The following is a 15,519-nucleotide window of genomic DNA, read 5'->3' as shown; positions in this document are numbered from 1 at the left end:
TCCCGCCCTCCCTTTGACTCCCGCCCTCCCTTTCCGCTGCCCTCATTTTGAACCGATCGTTCCAATATCGATCCCGTATCTCTTCATCCACTCAGCCTCCAAGGAGAACCCGCATGACCCGCTTCACCGACAAGAGCGTCCTGGTCACCGGTGCGGGCACCGGCCTCGGCCGTGCCATCGCCCTCGCCTTCGCGGCCGAGGGCGCCCGCGTGGTCGCCGCCGGGCGCACCGCCGCGACGCTGCATGAGACCGTCGCGCTGGTCCGGGCCGCGGGCGGCACGGCGGAGGCCGTCACCGCCGACGTCACCGACTCCGGCCAGGTCCGCGCCCTCGTCGAGCGGAGCGTCGCGCTCTTCGGCGGCCTGGACATCGCCGTCAACAATGCCGGGATACTCCGCGGCACCGTCCCCCTCGCCGACATCACCGAGGAGGACTGGGACGCCGTACTGCGCACCAACGTCACCGGCGTCTGGCTGGCGATGAAGCACCAGATCGCCCACATGCGCCGCAACGGCGGCGGCGCGATCGTCAACGTCTCCTCCAACATCGGCACCCACCTGCGCATCCCGAACGCCGCCGGCTACGCCGCCTCCAAGGCGGCCGTCACCGCCCTCTCCCGCGCCGCGGCCCTCGACCACATCCACGAGGGGGTACGCGTCAACGTCGTCAGCCCCGGCGCCTCGGCCGCCCCGATGTCCCTGCGCCCCGGCGAGAGCGACGCCGACCGCGCCGAGCGGGTCAAGACGCAGAACCCGCTGGGCCGGGTCGCCGCGGCCGAGGAGGTCGCCGCCGCGGTCCTCTACCTGGCCTCGCCCGCCGCCGGTTCCGTCGTCGGATCGGACCTGGTCGTGGACAGCGGCTCGTCCGCCTGAGCCGGCCGCCGCATCCCGGGTGGCGCGGCTCGTCACCGACGGCCTCGTTTCCCCACCCCACGCCACTCGTACGGCGCACTCGGCCCGGCCCGGCCTCCTCCCCGGCCGGGGCACCCACCGGAACCCGGGCAGGAGGACGGCCGATCCATACGTTTGAAAGCTTCCCGACGGTGCAGACGATGCACTGACACCGGCTTTATTCAACGAGGTAGGAGACCTTCATGGGCATCATCGCTTGGATCCTCATCGGACTGTTCGCCGGCCTCATCGCGAAGGCCCTGATGCCGGGCAAGGACCCGGGCGGCATCATCATCACCATGCTCATCGGCATCGCGGGCGGCCTGCTCGGCGGCTGGCTCGGCAAGGTCATATTCGGCGTCGACTCGATCGACGGCTTCTTCGACCTCTCCACCTGGATCGCCGCCATCGTCGGCTCCGTCATCCTCCTGGCCCTCTACCGCGTCGTGACCGGGAACCGGCACGCGCACCGCCACGCCTGATCCCACGTCTCCCCGCGTTCCGGGCCCGCCGCGAAGAGCGACTTCGCGGCGGGCCCTGCTCGACGTCCGGGACGGTCGCTTCCTCAGCGGGCCGGTCAGGCGCCTGGTCGCCTCCCTAACCGTTGACCGCCGGGATGATCAGGGTCCCGTACGCGTCGATGGTCTCCTCCCGGGCGTCGTGCATGTCGTAGAGGGCGAACTGGTCGACGCCCAGGTCCCGGAGTCTGCGCAGCTTCTCGATGTGCGCCTCCGCCGGGCCCAGGAGGCAGAAGCGGTCGACGATCTCGTCGGGGACGAAGTCGGTGGACGCGTTGCCGGCCCGGCCGTGGTGGCTGTAGTCGTATCCCTGGCGGGACTTGATGTACTCGGTGAGCGCCTCCGGGACCAGGCCGGAGTGCTCGCCGTAGCGGGAGACGAGGTCGGCGACGTGGTTGCCGACCATGCCGCCGAACCAGCGGCACTGGTCGCGGGCGTGGGCCAGGTCGTCGCCCACGTACGCCGGGGCCGCCACGCAGATGGTGATCGCGTCCGGGTCCCGCCCCGCGGCCACGGCCGCGTCCCGCACCGACTTGATCATCCACTCGGTGAGGAAGGGGTCGGCGAGCTGGAGGATGAACCCGTCGGCCTTCTGGCCGGCGAGGGCGAGGGCCTTGGGGCCGTACGCCGCCATCCACACCGGCAGCTTTCCGTCCTTGATCCACGGGATGCGGATCGGATTGCCGTCGACGACCGCTTCGCGGCCCTCCGCCAGGTCCCGGATCACGTCCATCGCCTCGCCGAGCCGGGCGAGGGTGTTGGGCGCGCGCCCGGCCACCCGCATCGCGGAGTCGCCGCGCCCGATCCCGCAGACCGTGCGGTTGCCGTACATGTCGTTGAGCGTGGCGAAGGTGGAGGCGGTGACCTCCCAGGTGCGGGTGCCCGGGTTGGTCACCATCGGCCCGACGTGCATCCTCTGGGTGTTCGCCAGGATCTGGCTGTAGATGACGAACGGTTCCTGCCAGAGCACGGCGGAGTCGAAGGTCCAGCCGTAGCGGAAGCCGTGGCGTTCGGCGCGCTTCATGAGGCTGATGACCTGGGAGGCGGGCGGGTCGGTCTGCAGGACGAGGCCGAAGTCCATGCGGGCGGCTCCTTACGGCGTGCGGCGTGCGGTGCTTACAGGTACTGGCAGGTGGAGCGGGGTACGAAGGCCCCGTGGCCGGCCCGGCCGGTGTACTCCCGCCGGTCGATGACGAGTTCGCCGCGCGAGAGCACGGTGTCGACGCGTCCGGTGATCCGCCTGCCCTCGTACGCCGAGTAGTCCACGTTCATGTGGTGCGTCTCGGCGGAGATGACCTGCTCGGCGTGCGGATCGTAGAGGACGATGTCGGCGTCGGAGCCCGGCGCGATCGTGCCCTTCTGCGGGTAGAGGCCGAACATCCGGGCCGGGGTCGCACAGGCGATCTCGATCCAGCGGCGGCGGCTGATGTGCCCGTCGAGGACCGCCTGGTGCAGGAGGTCCATCCGGTTCTCCACCCCCGGCAGCCCGTTGGGGATCTTCGAGAAGTCCCCCCGGCCCAACTCCTTCTGGCCGCGGAAACAGAACGGACAGTGGTCGGTGGAGACCACCTGGAGGTCGTTGGTCCGCAGCCCCCGCCACAGCGCCGCCTGGTGCTCGCGCGGGCGCAGGGGCGTGGAGCAGACGTACTTGGCCCCCTGGAAGTCCGGCTCCGCCAGGTTGTCGGTGGACAGGAACAGGTACTGCGGGCAGGTCTCCCCGAAGACGGGCAGCCCCTTGTCCCGGGCGGCCGCCAGCTCCGCGACCGCCTCCTCCGCGGACACGTGGACGACGTACAGCGGAGCGCCCGCGACCCGGGCGAGGGCGATCGCGCGGTGCGTGGCCTCGGCTTCGAGGAGCACCTTGCGGACCTCGCCGTGGTGGCGGGGGTCGGTCTCCCCGCGCGCCAGGGCCTGTTCGACCAGGACATCGATCGCGATGCCGTTCTCGGCGTGCATCATGATCAGCCCGCCGTTGTGCGCGGACCGCTGCATGGCGCGCAGGATCCGGCCGTCGTCGCTGTAGAAGACGCCGGGGTAGGCCATGAAGAGTTTGAAGGAGGTGATGCCCTCCTCGACGAGGAGGTCCATCTCCTTGAGGGTGCCCTCGTTGACGTCGGAGAGGATCATGTGGAAGGCGTAGTCGATGGCGCAGTTGCCGTCGGCCTTGGCGTACCAGGTGTCCAGTCCCTCGCGCAGGGCGTGGCCCACGCTCTGGACGGCGAAGTCCACGATGGTCGTGGTGCCGCCCCAGGCGGCGGCCCGGGTGCCGGTCTCGAAGGTGTCGGAGGCGGCGGTGCCGCCGAAGGGCAGCTCCATGTGGGTGTGGACGTCGACGCCGCCGGGGATGACGTACTTCCCGGTCGCGTCGAGCGTACGGTCGGCCGTCCACGCGGCCGCGGCGGCCGAGCCGGTCGCGGCGAGCGCGGCGATCCGGCCGTCCTCGATCAGGACGTCCGCGTGCAGCTCGTCGGCGGCGGTGACGACCAGGCCGCCGGTGATCAGGGTGCGGTGGGGCATGTGCCCGTCCCCCGTGTCTGGTTGAGGAGTGAGGTGACCGGTTCGCCTCGTGCGCGGCGGCGCTAGTCGAGGGTGCGCAGGGCCCGCGCGAGGATCTCGGCGCCCTCTTCCGCCTCGGAGACGGTCAGGGACAGCGGCGGCGCGATGCGCAGCACGCTGGTGTTGTACCCGCCGCCCTTGCCCAGCAGCAGGCCGTCCGCTCGGGCGGCTTCCAGGACGGCGGCGGCCGCCTCCGGATCGGCCCGGTCGGTACCGGGCCGGGTCAGCTCGATGCCCGCCATCAGGCCCCGGCCGCGTACCTCGCGTACGGCGGGCACGCCCGCCGTGACGGCCCGCAGCCGCTCCAGCAACAGGCCGCCGACGCGCCGGGCGTTGCCCTGGAGGTCGTGTTCGAGGAGGTAGCCGAGGTTGGCCACGCCCGCCGCCATGGTGACCGGGGAACCGCCGAAGGTGGAGATGGAGTTGGAGTCCAGGCAGTTCATGATCTCGCCGCGGGCGATGACACCGCCGATGGACATGCCGTTGCCGATGCCCTTGGCGAAGGTGATGATGTCCGGCGGGCCGTTCTGGGCGTGGGCCTGCCAGCCCCAGAAGTGGTCGCCGGTACGGCCCCAGCCGGTCTGCACCTCGTCGCTGATCCAGAGGATGCCGTGCCGGTCGAGGACTTCGCGGAAGGCGCCGTAGAGCCCGTCGGGCGGGGAGGTGAACCCGCCGACGCCCTGCACCGGTTCGGCGATGAGGGCGGCCGCTCCGCCGCGCGCCTGGCCGAGCACGTCCTCCAGGTCCGCGACGGCGGCGGCGGTGAACTCGGCGTCGGACAGCGCCGCGAAGGGCCCGCGGGTGCGCACCGCGCCGTGCACGTAGTACGTCTGGAGCGGCGAGAGGCTGGTCGGTGACCAGCCGCGGTTGCCGGTGATGGAGACCGCGGAGAAGGACCTGCCGTGGTAGCTGTTGCGCATCGCCAGGATCTGGTTGGAGCGGCGGTACGTCGTCGCGAGCAGCAGGGCGGTGTCGTTGGCCTCGGTGCCGGAGGTGGTGAAGAAGACCCGCGCGTCGGGGATGCCGGACAGCGCGGCGACCCGCTCGGCGAGCTCGACCATCGGCCGGTTCAGGTACAGGGTGGAGGAGTGGATGATCCGCCCGGCCTGCTCGGCGACGGCCTTGGTGACCTCGGGGAGGGCGTGGGCGGTCATGGTGGTGAGGATGCCGCCGAAGAAGTCCAGGTAGCGGTTGCCGTCCGCGTCCCAGACGTGGCGGCCCTCGCCGTGGGTGAGTTCGATGGGGCGGTCGTAGTACAGGGCCAGCCAGTCGGGCATGACGGCCTGGTGACGGCTGTGGAGCGGGATCGGGTTGGTCACGGCTGTACGAGTCCTCCGTAGGCGTCGGGGCGGCGGTCGCGGTAGAAGGCCCACTGGTCGCGGACCTCCTTGATGAGGTCGAAGTCGAGCTCGCGGACCAGGAGTTCCTCCTCCTTGTCGCTGGCGACCTCGCCGACGAACTGACCGCGCGGGTCGACGAAGTAGCTGGTGCCGTAGAAGTCGTTGTCGCCGTACTCCTCCTGGCCGACACGGTTGATGGCGGCGACGAAGTACTCGTTGGCGACGGCGGAGGCGGGCTGTTCCAGCTGCCAGAGGTAGCCGGACAGGCCCCGGGAGGTGGCCGAGGGGTTGTAGACGAGCTGGGCCCCGGCGAGGCCGAGGGCGCGCCAGCCCTCGGGGAAGTGGCGGTCGTAGCAGATGTAGACGCCGACCTTGCCGACGGCCGTGTCGAAGACCGGCCAGCCGAGGTTCCCCGGGCGGAAGTAGTACTTCTCCCAGAAGCCCTTGACCTGGGGGATGTGGTGCTTGCGGTACTTGCCGAGGTAGCTGCCGTCGGCGTCGATGACGGCCGCGGTGTTGTAGTAGAAGCCCTCGCTCTCCAGCTCGAAGACCGGGACGACGATGACCATGCCGGTCTCGCGGGCGAGTTCCTGCATCCGGCGGACGGTCGGGCCGTCGGGGACCGCCTCGGCCCAGCGATAGTGCTCGGGCTCCTGGACCTGGCAGAAGTAGGGGGCGTTGAACACCTCCTGGAACCCGATGATCCGCGCGCCCTGGGCGGCGGCCCTGCGGGCGTGCTCTTCGTGTTTGGCGATCATCGACTCGGTGTCGCCGGTCCAGGTGGCCTGGACCAGCGCGGCGCGGACGAGGTGGGCCATGAGCTGCTCCTTGCGACGGGACGCCGGCCTCTACGCACGTAGATGGTGTGCGTAGGGAGTCGAAAGTAGGCCTCGTCACACTCCGGGGCAAGACCACCGCGCACGGATGGCCGAGACGATCAACATAAGTCGCCCGGTGGTCGATTGTGTTCAGTTGGAGGTGGGAGTCGGTCAGGCGGGCGGGAGGGGCGCCGGGGCGGACACGGGATCGCCCTAGCGGGTGGTGGCGATTCCGGCCACACGGAAGGCGTGTACGAGGTCCCGGTGGGCGGATCCGGACAGCTCCCGGGCCGCCTTCAGCAGCCGCGGGGCGAACCAGCGCGGGTCGCGGCGGGCGAGGCCGGCCGCTTCCTCGGCGGTGCGCACCCGCACGAAGGCCGCCAGCAGGGCGTCGGCCTCGCGGGCCCGGCCGGCCGCGCCGAGGGCGAGGGCCGCGTCCGCGATCTCGGAGGCGGGGCGGGCGGCGCCCTGGCGCAGCAGCCGGTCGCAGTCTGCGGGGCGGCCGGCGTCCCCCAGGGCGGCGGCCAGGGCGGCCAGCCGGTCGGGCGGGAGCGAGGCCGCCTCCCACAACAGGGCCGCCCAGTCGGCCGCGAGCCCGGCCCGCTCCAGCTCCCGGGCCAGCCCGGGCAGCAGCCCCGCGTCCCACCCGGCGGCCTCGCAGAGCAGCGCGTGGGCCTCCCCGGTCCGCCCCTGCCCCCGCAGCCCGATCAACTCGCCCACGAGCACGGGCGTCCCCGCGCCGCCCCCGCCGGTCCCCGCGCCCCCGGCGGCGGATTCCGCCCACGGGAGCCGGGCCGGCGAAGCACCGGGCTCCACGCCGGCGGGCCCGGGCGCGGGCCACGCGGTAGCCGCCGGTACGGGCCCGGGCGCGGCGCCGGGTACGTCCCACCCCGCCTCCGCGGTCCCGGGCGCGGGCCCGGGCCGCGCGGGGCCGGGGTCCGCCCCGGGGGGCTCCGGCCACCTGGTGTGCGCACCGCTCGGCCGGGCCGCGGGCCAGCCGGCAACTTCCGTACCGGACACGGCAGTCGGCGCGGCCCACCCGGGGTCCCCGGCACCGGGTGCCACCGCGGCGGCCCCGTGTCCCGGGTCCCGGGGGTACTCGGGCGCCGGGGCGGGCACCAGGGCGGGGGCCGCGTCCGGCGTGGCGGGGCCGGGTACGCCCCACAGGTGGGCGCGTCGGACGGTGGGGACGTCGGGAGGCGCCGGAGCCCGGTCCCGGGCACCGTCCGCCGGGCCCGTGCCCGCACCCGCACCCGCACCCGCGCCGGTACCGGCGGTACGCGGGCCGCGGCGGCCCGTCGCGGCCGGGGGGCCGAAGCGGGCACCGCGGGGAGCGGCGGTGGGTTCCGGGGTGTCCGTGAGCCCGGGCGGGGCCGCGACGGCCGCCGTGGAATCCGCCTCCGCGGCCCCGGCGAAGCGCGCTCCGCCACTCTTGCGGGGCCTGCGCCCCGCGCCCCCGGACCCGGCCCGCCCGGGCGGCCGCACCACCCCCTCGGCACCGCCCGGGTCCACGGCCGAACCCTGCCCCTGCCCCTGCCCCTGCCCCTGCCCCGCCGACGCCGCTGCCCGCAGTTCCGCCCCCGCCGCGTCCCCGGCCCCGGACCCGGATCCCGCGCGCCCGGGCAGCCACACCGCGCCCTCGCCCAGCCAGAACTCGGCCTCGACACCGCCCGGGGTCACCGGCCGACCGGGACCCGCACCGTGCCCCGCCGGCGCCGACGCCGGCACACTCCGCTCCCGCTCCCCCTCCCCCTCCCGCTCCGGTTCCGCACCGGCGGCACTCGCGGACGGCACCGCCCCCGCGGCGCCCCCCTCGCGCGACCACCCCGGGCCCGGCTCCGCCCATGCCCGCGGAACGGCGGCCAGGCGGGCGGCGAGGTCCGAGCAGCGGGAGGTGGCGCGGGTGAGGTCGTCCCGGGTCCAGGCCAGTTCGCGGGAGAGGGCCGCCGCGGCCGCCGGGTCGGGCATGGCCGAGAGCCGCGCGCTCAGGACGTATACGGCGGCTTCGGACGCCGCGCGCTGCGCACTGGACGCGGCGAGCAGCGCATGCAGCTCCTCCTCGCCGCCCGGCATCCGGTCGTAGGCGAGGACGGCGGCCCGCCGCAGCCGGGCCGCCCGCCCTGACCGTTCGGCCGCGAACTCCGGCCCCCGCAGCGCCGCCAGGTCCTGGAGCAGGGACTCCATGACGTCCCAGGGCGGCATCGCGACCCCGTCGAGACAGGCCCGCATGCCGTCGGGATCCCGGCGCAGGAACTCCCCGTACCAGCCCGCGTCAGGGTCCAGGAATTCGGTCAACTCCCGTAAGCATTCGGCCAGTTGAGCGATCGCCGTCGAACTCACCGTCTCCATCCCCGCATTGGACCCCACCCGTGTTACGGGCGGGCTACGGGAATCTCAAAGCTTGACGGCGATAGCGGTGTGCGGACGCTTCCCGCGCCGGGCGAGGGTCGCGGGCACGTCCACCATCCAGTACTGCCAGGTGTACTTCCGGGCCATCAGCTTGCGCACCCGGTTCAGGCCCGCCTCGTCCAGCAGCCGGGCCTCGCCCTCCAGGGCGGTCGCACCCTCCGGGGTGCGCCCGCGCACGTCGCAGGCCGCGACGGCGACCCGCCCGTTGTTGCGGATCCGCTTGACCTTCCAGGTGTCGCTCTTCGTCCAGATGTACAGCTCGCCGCCGTCGGCCACGGCCCACACCGGGGTCGCCACCGGCGTCCCGTCCTTGCGGAAGGTGGTGAGACTGACGTACCGGGACCGGCCCAGCTCCTCAAGAGTCATGGCCCGAGCCTAGGGCCTGGACTCTGGAGCCTCGCTCGCCGGGCTGTCCACCTCCACCTCGTCCGCGCCCCGCGCGGCACCCCGTGCCTCGCCCGGAGCGTCCGCCACCGGTGCCTGCGGCGCCTCGCCGTGCGTCAGGGTCTCCCAGGCCACGAACAGGTCGTCGGTCCCGGCGGGCCGCGTCGATTCGACGAGCCGGCGGGTCCGCGGGAGGACGGCGCCCGTCCGCGTCGCGTAGTGGTGCAGGGCCACCTCCAGGTCCGGCCCCATGGTGCGCTCCACCCTGCCGCCGCACAGCCACTGCGGGGCCTCCTCCCCCAGCTGGTACGTCGCGTGGAACTCCAGCGCGGTCTTGATCCTGTCGCCCTCCTCGCCGTACAGGTCGACGCCCTGGTGCCAGGCGGTCTCGGCGATGTGCGCGGATGCGGCCAGCGCGTAGCCGACGTGCGTGAGGTTGCGGCAGGTCTCCTGCGCGATCCCGTCGACGTACGCGCCCTGGTGGAACCAGTACGCCTTGACCTTGTCCGGGGTGTCGATGCCGGTGTGGGCGGGGCCGAGCGGGTGCGGGCCGTCCTTGCGGAGGTAGAAGTAGGCCGGGACGCGGGTGCGGAATCGTTCCAGCGACTCCTTGAAGACGGCCCGGTCCTCCAGGAACACCGCGATGGACAGGGCGGCGTCGGTCATCGCCAGTTCCCAGTTGCCGTTGTACGCGGGCACCTGGGCCCGCACGGCGGGCAGATAGGCCGTGCGCAGCATCTCCTTGAACCGGTCGACCCGCGCCTTCTCCCAGTTCGGGTAGTCCGCGTGGACGATCTCGGCGGCCCGCGCCCAGGTCGAACCGGACCAGGCGGCCTGCAGAGCGCCGTTGTCCTTCTCGTGCCGCTTCATCCGCGCGGACCAGCCGTCCATGATCTCGACGGCCTTGCGGACGTGCGCGGTCCTGCCGGTCACCGACCACAGCAGGGCGTGGGTGTAGGCGGCGAGGGCGTCCTGGCGTTCGTCCAGACAGGACTGCGGTCCGGCGTCGAACGGGCAGGGCACCACGTCGGCCGGGTGGGCGGTGTAGGCGAGGGAGGCGTATCGGCTCCGGAGCAGGTCCTGGTACGCCGTGCGCCACGGTTCCCGACCCTCCGCGACCATCCTCTTCGCGTTCCGGAGCTCGGTGTGACTGACGACGACGCCCGGGTGACGGAAGACCACGTCGCCCGGTCTCCTGGCATGGGCGCGGCCCTCGGGCGCGGCGCAGGCGGCGAGCAGTAGGCCGCCCGCCAGCAGGGCTCCGACGATACCGAGGCCGACTCGCTTGGTTGCGTTCGTGGCTGACACGCCATCACGCTTGCCCCGCGCCCGGCTCCTCCCACCGCTTGTTGGGCCGTTCGGCGCTCAAGCCGTCCCGTCAGGCGTCGGACGGCAGCCTTCAGGCGTCAGGCGTCCGGCGTCAGACGGCGGCCCCCAGGCGCCAGGCGGGCACGAAGGCGCACTGCCGCATCAGGTCGTCCATCGAGAGGCCGAGGGTGGTGGCGAGGGCGGCGACCGTGAAGAACGCGGGGGTCGGGGCCCGGCCGGTCTCGATCTTGCGCAGGGTCTCGGCGGAGAGACCGGCGGCCGCGGCGACCTCGACCATGCTGCGGCTGCCGCGCGACGCGCGCAACAGCGCGCCCAGGCGCTCGCCGCGCTCGCGCTCTTCCGGGGTGAGAGGGGTACGGACCATGCCGTCATGCTACCCCGCCACCCAATTTCTATACCGTTACTTGTATCCCGGTATAGAAATACCGGTATAGTAATGGGATGGTGGAACTCAAGACGGACCGATCGATCGATGCGATGCGCGAGGCCGGCCGCGTGGTCGCCCGCGCCCTGGCCGCCGCGCGCGAGGCCGCGGATGTCGGCGTATCCCTGCTGGAACTGGACGGGGTGGCCCGGGAGGTGCTCCGCGCGGCGGGCGCGGGCTCGCCCTTCCTCGGGTACCGGCCGCGGTTCGCCCCGACACCCTTCCCCGCGGTGGTGTGCGCCTCGGTCAACGACGCGATCGTGCACGGCATCCCCGACGGCTACCGGCTGCGCGACGGCGACCTCGTCAGCATCGACTGCGGGGCCACGCTGGACGGCTGGGCCGGGGACGCGGCGGTCAGCTTCACCGTCGGCCGGCCCCGCCCGGCCGACCTGGCGCTGATCGCCACGGCGGAGCGCGCCCTGGCCGCGGGCATCGCCGCGGCCGTGCCCGGGAACCGCATCGGCGACATCGCCCATGCGATCGGCAGTGTCGGGCGCGCCGCGGGATACGGCATACCCGACGGCTTCGGGGGCCACGGCATCGGCCGCACGATGCACGAGGATCCGGGCGTGCCCAACGAGGGCCCGCCGGGACGCGGCATGAAGCTGCGCCCCGGCATGGTCCTCGCGATCGAGCCGATGCTCGTCGCGGGCGGTACGGACGACTATCTGACCGACGCCGACGGATGGACCCTGCGGACCGTCGACGGCAGCCGGGCCGCCCACGCCGAGCACACCGTCGCGATCACTCCCTCCGGCCCGCGGATCCTCACCGCGCCGTAGGCCTCACGGCCGGCGGACCGTGCGGACCGTGCGGACCGTGCGGGCGGGGCGGACCGTGCGGGCGGGGCGGACCGCAGGAGCAGCGGGCCTACGGGCGCCCGTGCGGGCTCACCACCATCGCCGAGCCGCCGCCGCGCCGGGTGGTCTCGGCGGCCGCGAGCCAGCGGCCGTCCGGCAGCCGCTGGACGCCGGTGGCCGCGCCGATCTCCGGGTTCGGCCGGAACCCCTGTCCCAGGGCTTCCAGTTGGGCGCGGACCGGGCTGTCCCACAGGCCCGGTTCCAGCTCGGTGGTGCTCTGGTTGCGCTGGCTGGCGCGCGGCGCGGCGATCGCGTCGACCAGCGGGAGTCCGCGGTCCAGGGTCCCGAGGAGGGTCTGGAGCACGGTGGTGATGATGGTGGCGCCGCCCGGGGAGCCCACGGCGAGGACCGGGCGCCCGTCCTTGAGGACGATGGTCGGGGACATCGAGGAGCGCGGCCGCTTGCCGGGGCCGGGCAGGTTCGGGTCCGGGACGCCGGGGGCGGCCGGGGCGAAGGAGAAGTCGGTCAGCTCGTTGTTGAGCAGGAAGCCCCGGCCGGGCACGGTGATGCCGCTGCCGCCGGTGGACTCGATGGTGAGGGTGTAGGACACCACGTTGCCCCAGCGGTCGGCGACCGTCAGGTGGGTGGTGTTCTCCCCCTCGTAGGTGGTCGGGGCGGCCTGCCCGGTGCTCGCGCAGGGAGCGGGGTGGCGCGGGTCGCCGGGGGCCAGCGGGCTGGTCAGGGCCCGGTCGGGCGAGATCAGGCAGGCCCGCGAGTCGGCGAAGGTCTGCGAGAGCAGCTCCCGGGTCGGGACGTTCTCGGCGGCGGGGTCGCCCACCCAGCGGCCCCGGTCGGCGAAGGAGATCCGCGAGGCCTCGATGAACCGGTGCAGGTACTGGGCCTGGGAGAGCTTCCCGAGGTCCGTGCCCTCCAGGATGTTCAGGGCCTCGCCGACGGTGGTGCCGCCGGAGGACGAGGGCGCCATGCTGTAGACGTCCAGGCCCCGGTAGCCCACCCGGGTCGGCGCCTGCCGCTTGGTGTCGTACGCGCGCAGGTCCCCGGCGGTCAGATCGCCGGAGCGCACGGTGCGGGTGGCGGCCGGATCGACCGGGGGTTTGCGGACGGCCGCGACGATGTCGTCCGCGATGGGGCCCCGGTAGAGGACTCCGGTGCCCTTGCGGCCGATCTCGGCGTACGTGGCGGCCAGGTCGGGGTTCTTGAAGGTGGACCCGACCACGGGCAGCTCTCCCCCGGGCAGGAAGAGCTTCTTCGTGTCCGGGAAGTCCTTGAACCGGTCCTGGTTCAGCGCGGTCTGGGCGCGGAAGGTGGCGTCCACCGTGAAGCCGTCGCGGGCCAGCTTCTCGGCGGGGCGCAGGAGCTGGCCGAGCGGGCGGCTGCCCCAGGACGCCAGGGCGGTGTCCCAGGTGTCGGGGGTGCCGGGGACGCCGACACCGCGGCCGCTGGTCTGCCCCTGCTCGAAGGGGATCGGTACGCCGTTCTCCTGGAAGAGGGTGGCGGTGGCCGAGGCGGGGGCGGTCTCGCGGCCGTCGATGGTGTGCACGCGGCGGGACTTCGCGTCGTAGTAGACGAAGTAGCCACCGCCGCCGACGCCCGCGGAATACGGCTCGGTGACCCCGAGGGCCGCGGCGGTGGCGACGGCGGCGTCCACCGCGTTGCCACCGGCGCGCAGGACGGCGATTCCGGCCGCCGAGGCGTCGGCGTCCACGCTGGCCACGGCCCCGCCGTAGCCGACGGCGACCGGGGCCTTGGGCGGGGTGGAGCTGTCGGCGGCGGCCGCGGGCGGGGCGGCGGCGGTCGCCGCGAGGGCCGCGGTGAGGGCGAACAGGGGTAACGCGCGAGCGGTGGGACGGCGCATCGAACCTCCACGTAAGGCAATGTGCCCGCGAGCCTAACGGCCGTCCGGCGCCGCGTCAGGATGGCCCGGCTCCCCCGTCGCGCCCCGCCTCCCGCACCACAGCGCGTCCCGCGCCCCGCACCGCCCCGCTGCCCGTGCCTGGCACGGCGGCGAGGTCACCCCCTACGATCCGCCGCATGAACGACGACGTACGCAACATCGTGCTCGGGGTGGTGGCGACCGCCGTCAGCGGTGGTTTCGGCTGGTTCTCCCGTACGTACCTATGGCGCCGCGCGCTGCGCCGCAAGCAGGCCTTCTTCGGGCTGCCGAACGGTTCGGACTGCCTGTTCGTGGTGAACCGTCAGATGGGCGGCAGCGAGGGCTCGGTGCACCGCAACGACGCCTTCGCGCTGCTGGAGATATCGGCGCTGATCAAGGACTGCGGGGCGAACCTCCAGATCGTCTCGCACGACGGGGTGCGCCAGGGCTTCGGCGAGCGGGCCGAGTTCTGTGTCGGCGGGCCGATCTCCAACGCGCGGACCACGGCCCATCTCTCGTCGATGCTGCCGGGGATCCGGGTGGACTTCAGCTCCGAGCCCGGGCCGGACCGGGGCGCCATCCACGTGGGCGGCGAGGTCTACCGCTGGCAGAAGGGCGCGGTGGAACACGTCCTGCTGGCCCGGCTGACGAACGGGGCGGGCGCGCGCCCGGTGTTCCTGATCTCCGGGCAGACCGCCATCAGCAACCAGGCGGGCGCCCGCTATCTGGCCCGCCACCATCAGCGCCTCGCCCGCACCTACGGCTCGGACTCCTTCTGCATCGTGGTGAAGGTGATCAATTCCGACGCCTACGGGCCGGACGTGACCGAACTGCTGGCGGACGTCACCCGGAGCGCCCGGACACCCGAAGGGGCAGCCGCGTGATCCCGTTGATGAAGTTGGAGACCAGCCGCCGGGGCTCGCCGGTGAGTTCGGGCGGTGGCAGCGCGGCCCGCCACTCCTCGTGGAGGACCCGGAGCTGAAGCCGGGCGAAGTGCGCGCCGAGGCAGACGTGCGGTCCGTCGCCGAAGGAGACGTGCGGGTTGGGGGTCCGGGCGAGGTCGGTCCGGCCGGGGTCGGCGAAGACCCGCTCGTCGTGGTTGGCGGCCGCGTGGAAGACGACCATCTTGTCCCCGGCCCGGATCCGCCGCCCGGCCAGCACCGTGTCCCGGGCCGCCGTGCGCCGGAAGCTCAGTACCGGCGGGTGGACGCGCAGGAGTTCGTCCACCGCCCGATCCACCGCGACCTCGCCCGCGGCGAGTTGCCGGGAGGCGCCGGGAGCGCGGGCCAGGGCGAGCAGACCGCCGGGGGCGGCCGACCGTACGGTGTCGTTGCCCGCGACGGTGAGCAGGAAGAAGAACATCTCCAGCTCCCCTTCGGCGAGTTCGGCGTGGGCCAGCACGCTCATCAGGTCCTCGGCGGGGCGGGCGCGCTTGGCCGCGGCCAGCTCCCGCGCGTACGCGAACATCTCGCCGAGCAGCGCGGGCGAGCGGGGATTGAGCGGGGTTCCGTCGGGGCCCAGCGGCGGCGCGGGCGCGTCCTCGGGGTCCTGGTAGCCGATGATCCGTACGGTCCACTCCAGCAGCAGGGACCGGTCGGCGGCCGGGACGCCCATCAGGTCGGCGAGGTTCAGCAGCGCGTACTCGTCGGTGACCGCGCGCACCACCTCGGCCGAGCCGTCCACGGCCCCGTCCCGGGCGGCGGCGAGCAGGCTCCGGGCCCGCTCGCGGACCCGCTCGCCGAAGGCGTCGACCCGGGCGGGGGTGAAGGCGCGGGCCAGCATGCGGCGCAGCCGCGCGTGCTCGGGCGGGTCCTGGTTGAGCATGGTGCGCCGGATGAACGGCAGGTCCGCGGGGTCGGGGTCGCGGATCTGGGTGGCCCCGAGGCGGGAGGAGTACACGGCGTGGTCGCGCAGCACCCGCACGACGTCGGCGTGCCGGGTGACGGCCCAGAAGCCGGGCCCGGCGGGCCAGCCCAGGACCTCGGGCTCGGCCTGCCAGGCGACGGGGTGGTGGTCGCGCAGGATCCGGTAGCGCGCGTGCGGGATGCCTTCGGCGTACGTCCGGGGGTCGAAGACGTCGGGGACCGCGGGGACGTCGGGCGCGAGCTCCATGGGGCCACGGTGACGGCCGCGCACCCCGCACCGCAAGGGGGC

At 73.6% G+C, this 15,519-nt stretch carries 14 protein-coding genes; 4 read left to right on the top strand and 10 right to left on the bottom strand.

The window, feature by feature from the left end:
• The first annotated feature begins 113 nt into the window (after positions 1-113).
• Both ABT084_RS23855 and ABT084_RS23850 read left to right on the top strand, forming a co-directional pair.
• On the top strand, positions 114-872 hold the full coding sequence (locus tag ABT084_RS23855) for an SDR family NAD(P)-dependent oxidoreductase (RefSeq protein WP_351047405.1): 759 nt from the start codon (positions 114-116) through the stop codon (positions 870-872).
• A 221-nt stretch (positions 873-1,093) separates the two neighbouring features.
• Positions 1,094-1,372 (top strand): GlsB/YeaQ/YmgE family stress response membrane protein, encoded by a 279-nt coding sequence (locus ABT084_RS23850; RefSeq protein WP_351047402.1) that lies wholly within the window; start codon positions 1,094-1,096, stop codon positions 1,370-1,372.
• A gap of 115 nt (positions 1,373-1,487) precedes the next feature.
• On the opposite strand, the gene ABT084_RS23845 is transcribed toward ABT084_RS23850, so the two are convergent.
• The 8 genes from ABT084_RS23845 to ABT084_RS23810 form a co-directional block, all read right to left on the bottom strand.
• Positions 1,488-2,489: a TIGR03842 family LLM class F420-dependent oxidoreductase gene (locus ABT084_RS23845; RefSeq protein WP_351047400.1), complete on the bottom strand. Its 1,002-nt coding sequence runs from the start codon at positions 2,487-2,489 to the stop codon at positions 1,488-1,490.
• 35 nt (positions 2,490-2,524) lie between these two features.
• Entirely contained in the window at positions 2,525-3,925 is a 1,401-nt protein-coding gene (gene hydA, locus ABT084_RS23840) for a dihydropyrimidinase (protein ID WP_351047397.1), read from the bottom strand.
• A gap of 62 nt (positions 3,926-3,987) precedes the next feature.
• On the bottom strand, positions 3,988-5,241 hold the full coding sequence (locus ABT084_RS23835) for an aspartate aminotransferase family protein (RefSeq protein ID WP_351047457.1): 1,254 nt from the start codon (positions 5,239-5,241) through the stop codon (positions 3,988-3,990).
• A 38-nt stretch (positions 5,242-5,279) separates the two neighbouring features.
• Positions 5,280-6,122 (bottom strand): nitrilase-related carbon-nitrogen hydrolase, encoded by an 843-nt coding sequence (locus tag ABT084_RS23830; protein WP_351047394.1) that lies wholly within the window; start codon positions 6,120-6,122, stop codon positions 5,280-5,282.
• Between the two features lie 213 nt (positions 6,123-6,335).
• Positions 6,336-8,471 (bottom strand): hypothetical protein, encoded by a 2,136-nt coding sequence (locus tag ABT084_RS23825; protein WP_351047391.1) that lies wholly within the window; start codon positions 8,469-8,471, stop codon positions 6,336-6,338.
• Positions 8,472-8,516: 45 nt separating this feature from the next.
• Positions 8,517-8,897, bottom strand: a complete 381-nt coding sequence (locus ABT084_RS23820; protein WP_351047388.1) for a PPOX class F420-dependent oxidoreductase — start codon at positions 8,895-8,897, stop codon at positions 8,517-8,519.
• A gap of 9 nt (positions 8,898-8,906) precedes the next feature.
• Positions 8,907-10,223, bottom strand: coding sequence for an alginate lyase family protein (locus ABT084_RS23815; RefSeq protein ID WP_351047385.1), 1,317 nt, complete (start codon positions 10,221-10,223; stop codon positions 8,907-8,909).
• Between the two features lie 112 nt (positions 10,224-10,335).
• Positions 10,336-10,608 (bottom strand): helix-turn-helix domain-containing protein, encoded by a 273-nt coding sequence (locus ABT084_RS23810; protein WP_351047382.1) that lies wholly within the window; start codon positions 10,606-10,608, stop codon positions 10,336-10,338.
• A gap of 77 nt (positions 10,609-10,685) precedes the next feature.
• Here ABT084_RS23810 and map point away from each other — a divergent pair, with 77 nt between their 5' ends.
• Positions 10,686-11,453 carry a type I methionyl aminopeptidase gene (map, locus tag ABT084_RS23805; RefSeq protein ID WP_351047379.1) on the top strand — a complete coding sequence of 256 codons (768 nt, stop codon included), beginning with the start codon at positions 10,686-10,688 and terminating at the stop codon, positions 11,451-11,453.
• Positions 11,454-11,541: 88 nt separating this feature from the next.
• Here the strand turns inward: map and ggt are convergent, their stop codons facing one another.
• The gene (gene ggt / locus ABT084_RS23800; RefSeq protein ID WP_351047376.1) at positions 11,542-13,347 is read right to left on the bottom strand and encodes a gamma-glutamyltransferase; all 1,806 of its coding nucleotides are present in this window, start codon (positions 13,345-13,347) and stop codon (positions 11,542-11,544) included.
• A 176-nt stretch (positions 13,348-13,523) separates the two neighbouring features.
• Here ggt and ABT084_RS23795 point away from each other — a divergent pair, with 176 nt between their 5' ends.
• Entirely contained in the window at positions 13,524-14,249 is a 726-nt protein-coding gene (locus tag ABT084_RS23795) for a hypothetical protein (protein ID WP_351047374.1), read from the top strand.
• Here ABT084_RS23795 and ABT084_RS23790 read toward each other — a convergent pair.
• Positions 14,209-15,477 carry a cytochrome P450 gene (locus tag ABT084_RS23790; protein ID WP_351047371.1) on the bottom strand — a complete coding sequence of 423 codons (1,269 nt, stop codon included), beginning with the start codon at positions 15,475-15,477 and terminating at the stop codon, positions 14,209-14,211. The genes ABT084_RS23795 and ABT084_RS23790 overlap by 41 nt on opposite strands.
• Positions 15,478-15,519 lie beyond the last annotated feature (42 nt).

Origin of the sequence: Streptomyces sp. NPDC002138 (genome assembly GCF_040296485.1) — a bacterium.
Taxonomy (GTDB): Bacteria; Actinomycetota; Actinomycetes; order Streptomycetales; family Streptomycetaceae; genus Streptomyces.
The sequence above is the reverse complement of the archived record's forward strand: the minus strand, read 5'-3'. Positions and strand labels throughout refer to the sequence as shown.

What these genes read in the sequence shown, in the direction of transcription:
- ABT084_RS23855 (WP_351047405.1), top strand. Translation starts at nt 114, where the DNA reads ATGACCCGCTTCACCGACAAGAGCGTCCTGGTCACCGGTGCGGGCACC.
- ABT084_RS23850 (WP_351047402.1), top strand. Translation starts at nt 1,094, where the DNA reads ATGGGCATCATCGCTTGGATCCTCATCGGACTGTTCGCCGGCCTCATC.
- ABT084_RS23845 (WP_351047400.1), bottom strand. Translation starts at nt 2,489, where the DNA reads ATGGACTTCGGCCTCGTCCTGCAGACCGACCCGCCCGCCTCCCAGGTC.
- hydA (WP_351047397.1), bottom strand. Translation starts at nt 3,925, where the DNA reads ATGCCCCACCGCACCCTGATCACCGGCGGCCTGGTCGTCACCGCCGCC.
- ABT084_RS23835 (WP_351047457.1), bottom strand. Translation starts at nt 5,241, where the DNA reads ATGCCCGACTGGCTGGCCCTGTACTACGACCGCCCCATCGAACTCACC.
- ABT084_RS23830 (WP_351047394.1), bottom strand. Translation starts at nt 6,122, where the DNA reads ATGGCCCACCTCGTCCGCGCCGCGCTGGTCCAGGCCACCTGGACCGGC.
- ABT084_RS23825 (WP_351047391.1), bottom strand. Translation starts at nt 8,471, where the DNA reads ATGGAGACGGTGAGTTCGACGGCGATCGCTCAACTGGCCGAATGCTTA.
- ABT084_RS23820 (WP_351047388.1), bottom strand. Translation starts at nt 8,897, where the DNA reads ATGACTCTTGAGGAGCTGGGCCGGTCCCGGTACGTCAGTCTCACCACC.
- ABT084_RS23810 (WP_351047382.1), bottom strand. Translation starts at nt 10,608, where the DNA reads ATGGTCCGTACCCCTCTCACCCCGGAAGAGCGCGAGCGCGGCGAGCGC.
- map (WP_351047379.1), top strand. Translation starts at nt 10,686, where the DNA reads ATGGTGGAACTCAAGACGGACCGATCGATCGATGCGATGCGCGAGGCC.
- ggt (WP_351047376.1), bottom strand. Translation starts at nt 13,347, where the DNA reads ATGCGCCGTCCCACCGCTCGCGCGTTACCCCTGTTCGCCCTCACCGCG.
- ABT084_RS23795 (WP_351047374.1), top strand. Translation starts at nt 13,524, where the DNA reads ATGAACGACGACGTACGCAACATCGTGCTCGGGGTGGTGGCGACCGCC.
- ABT084_RS23790 (WP_351047371.1), bottom strand. Translation starts at nt 15,477, where the DNA reads ATGGAGCTCGCGCCCGACGTCCCCGCGGTCCCCGACGTCTTCGACCCC.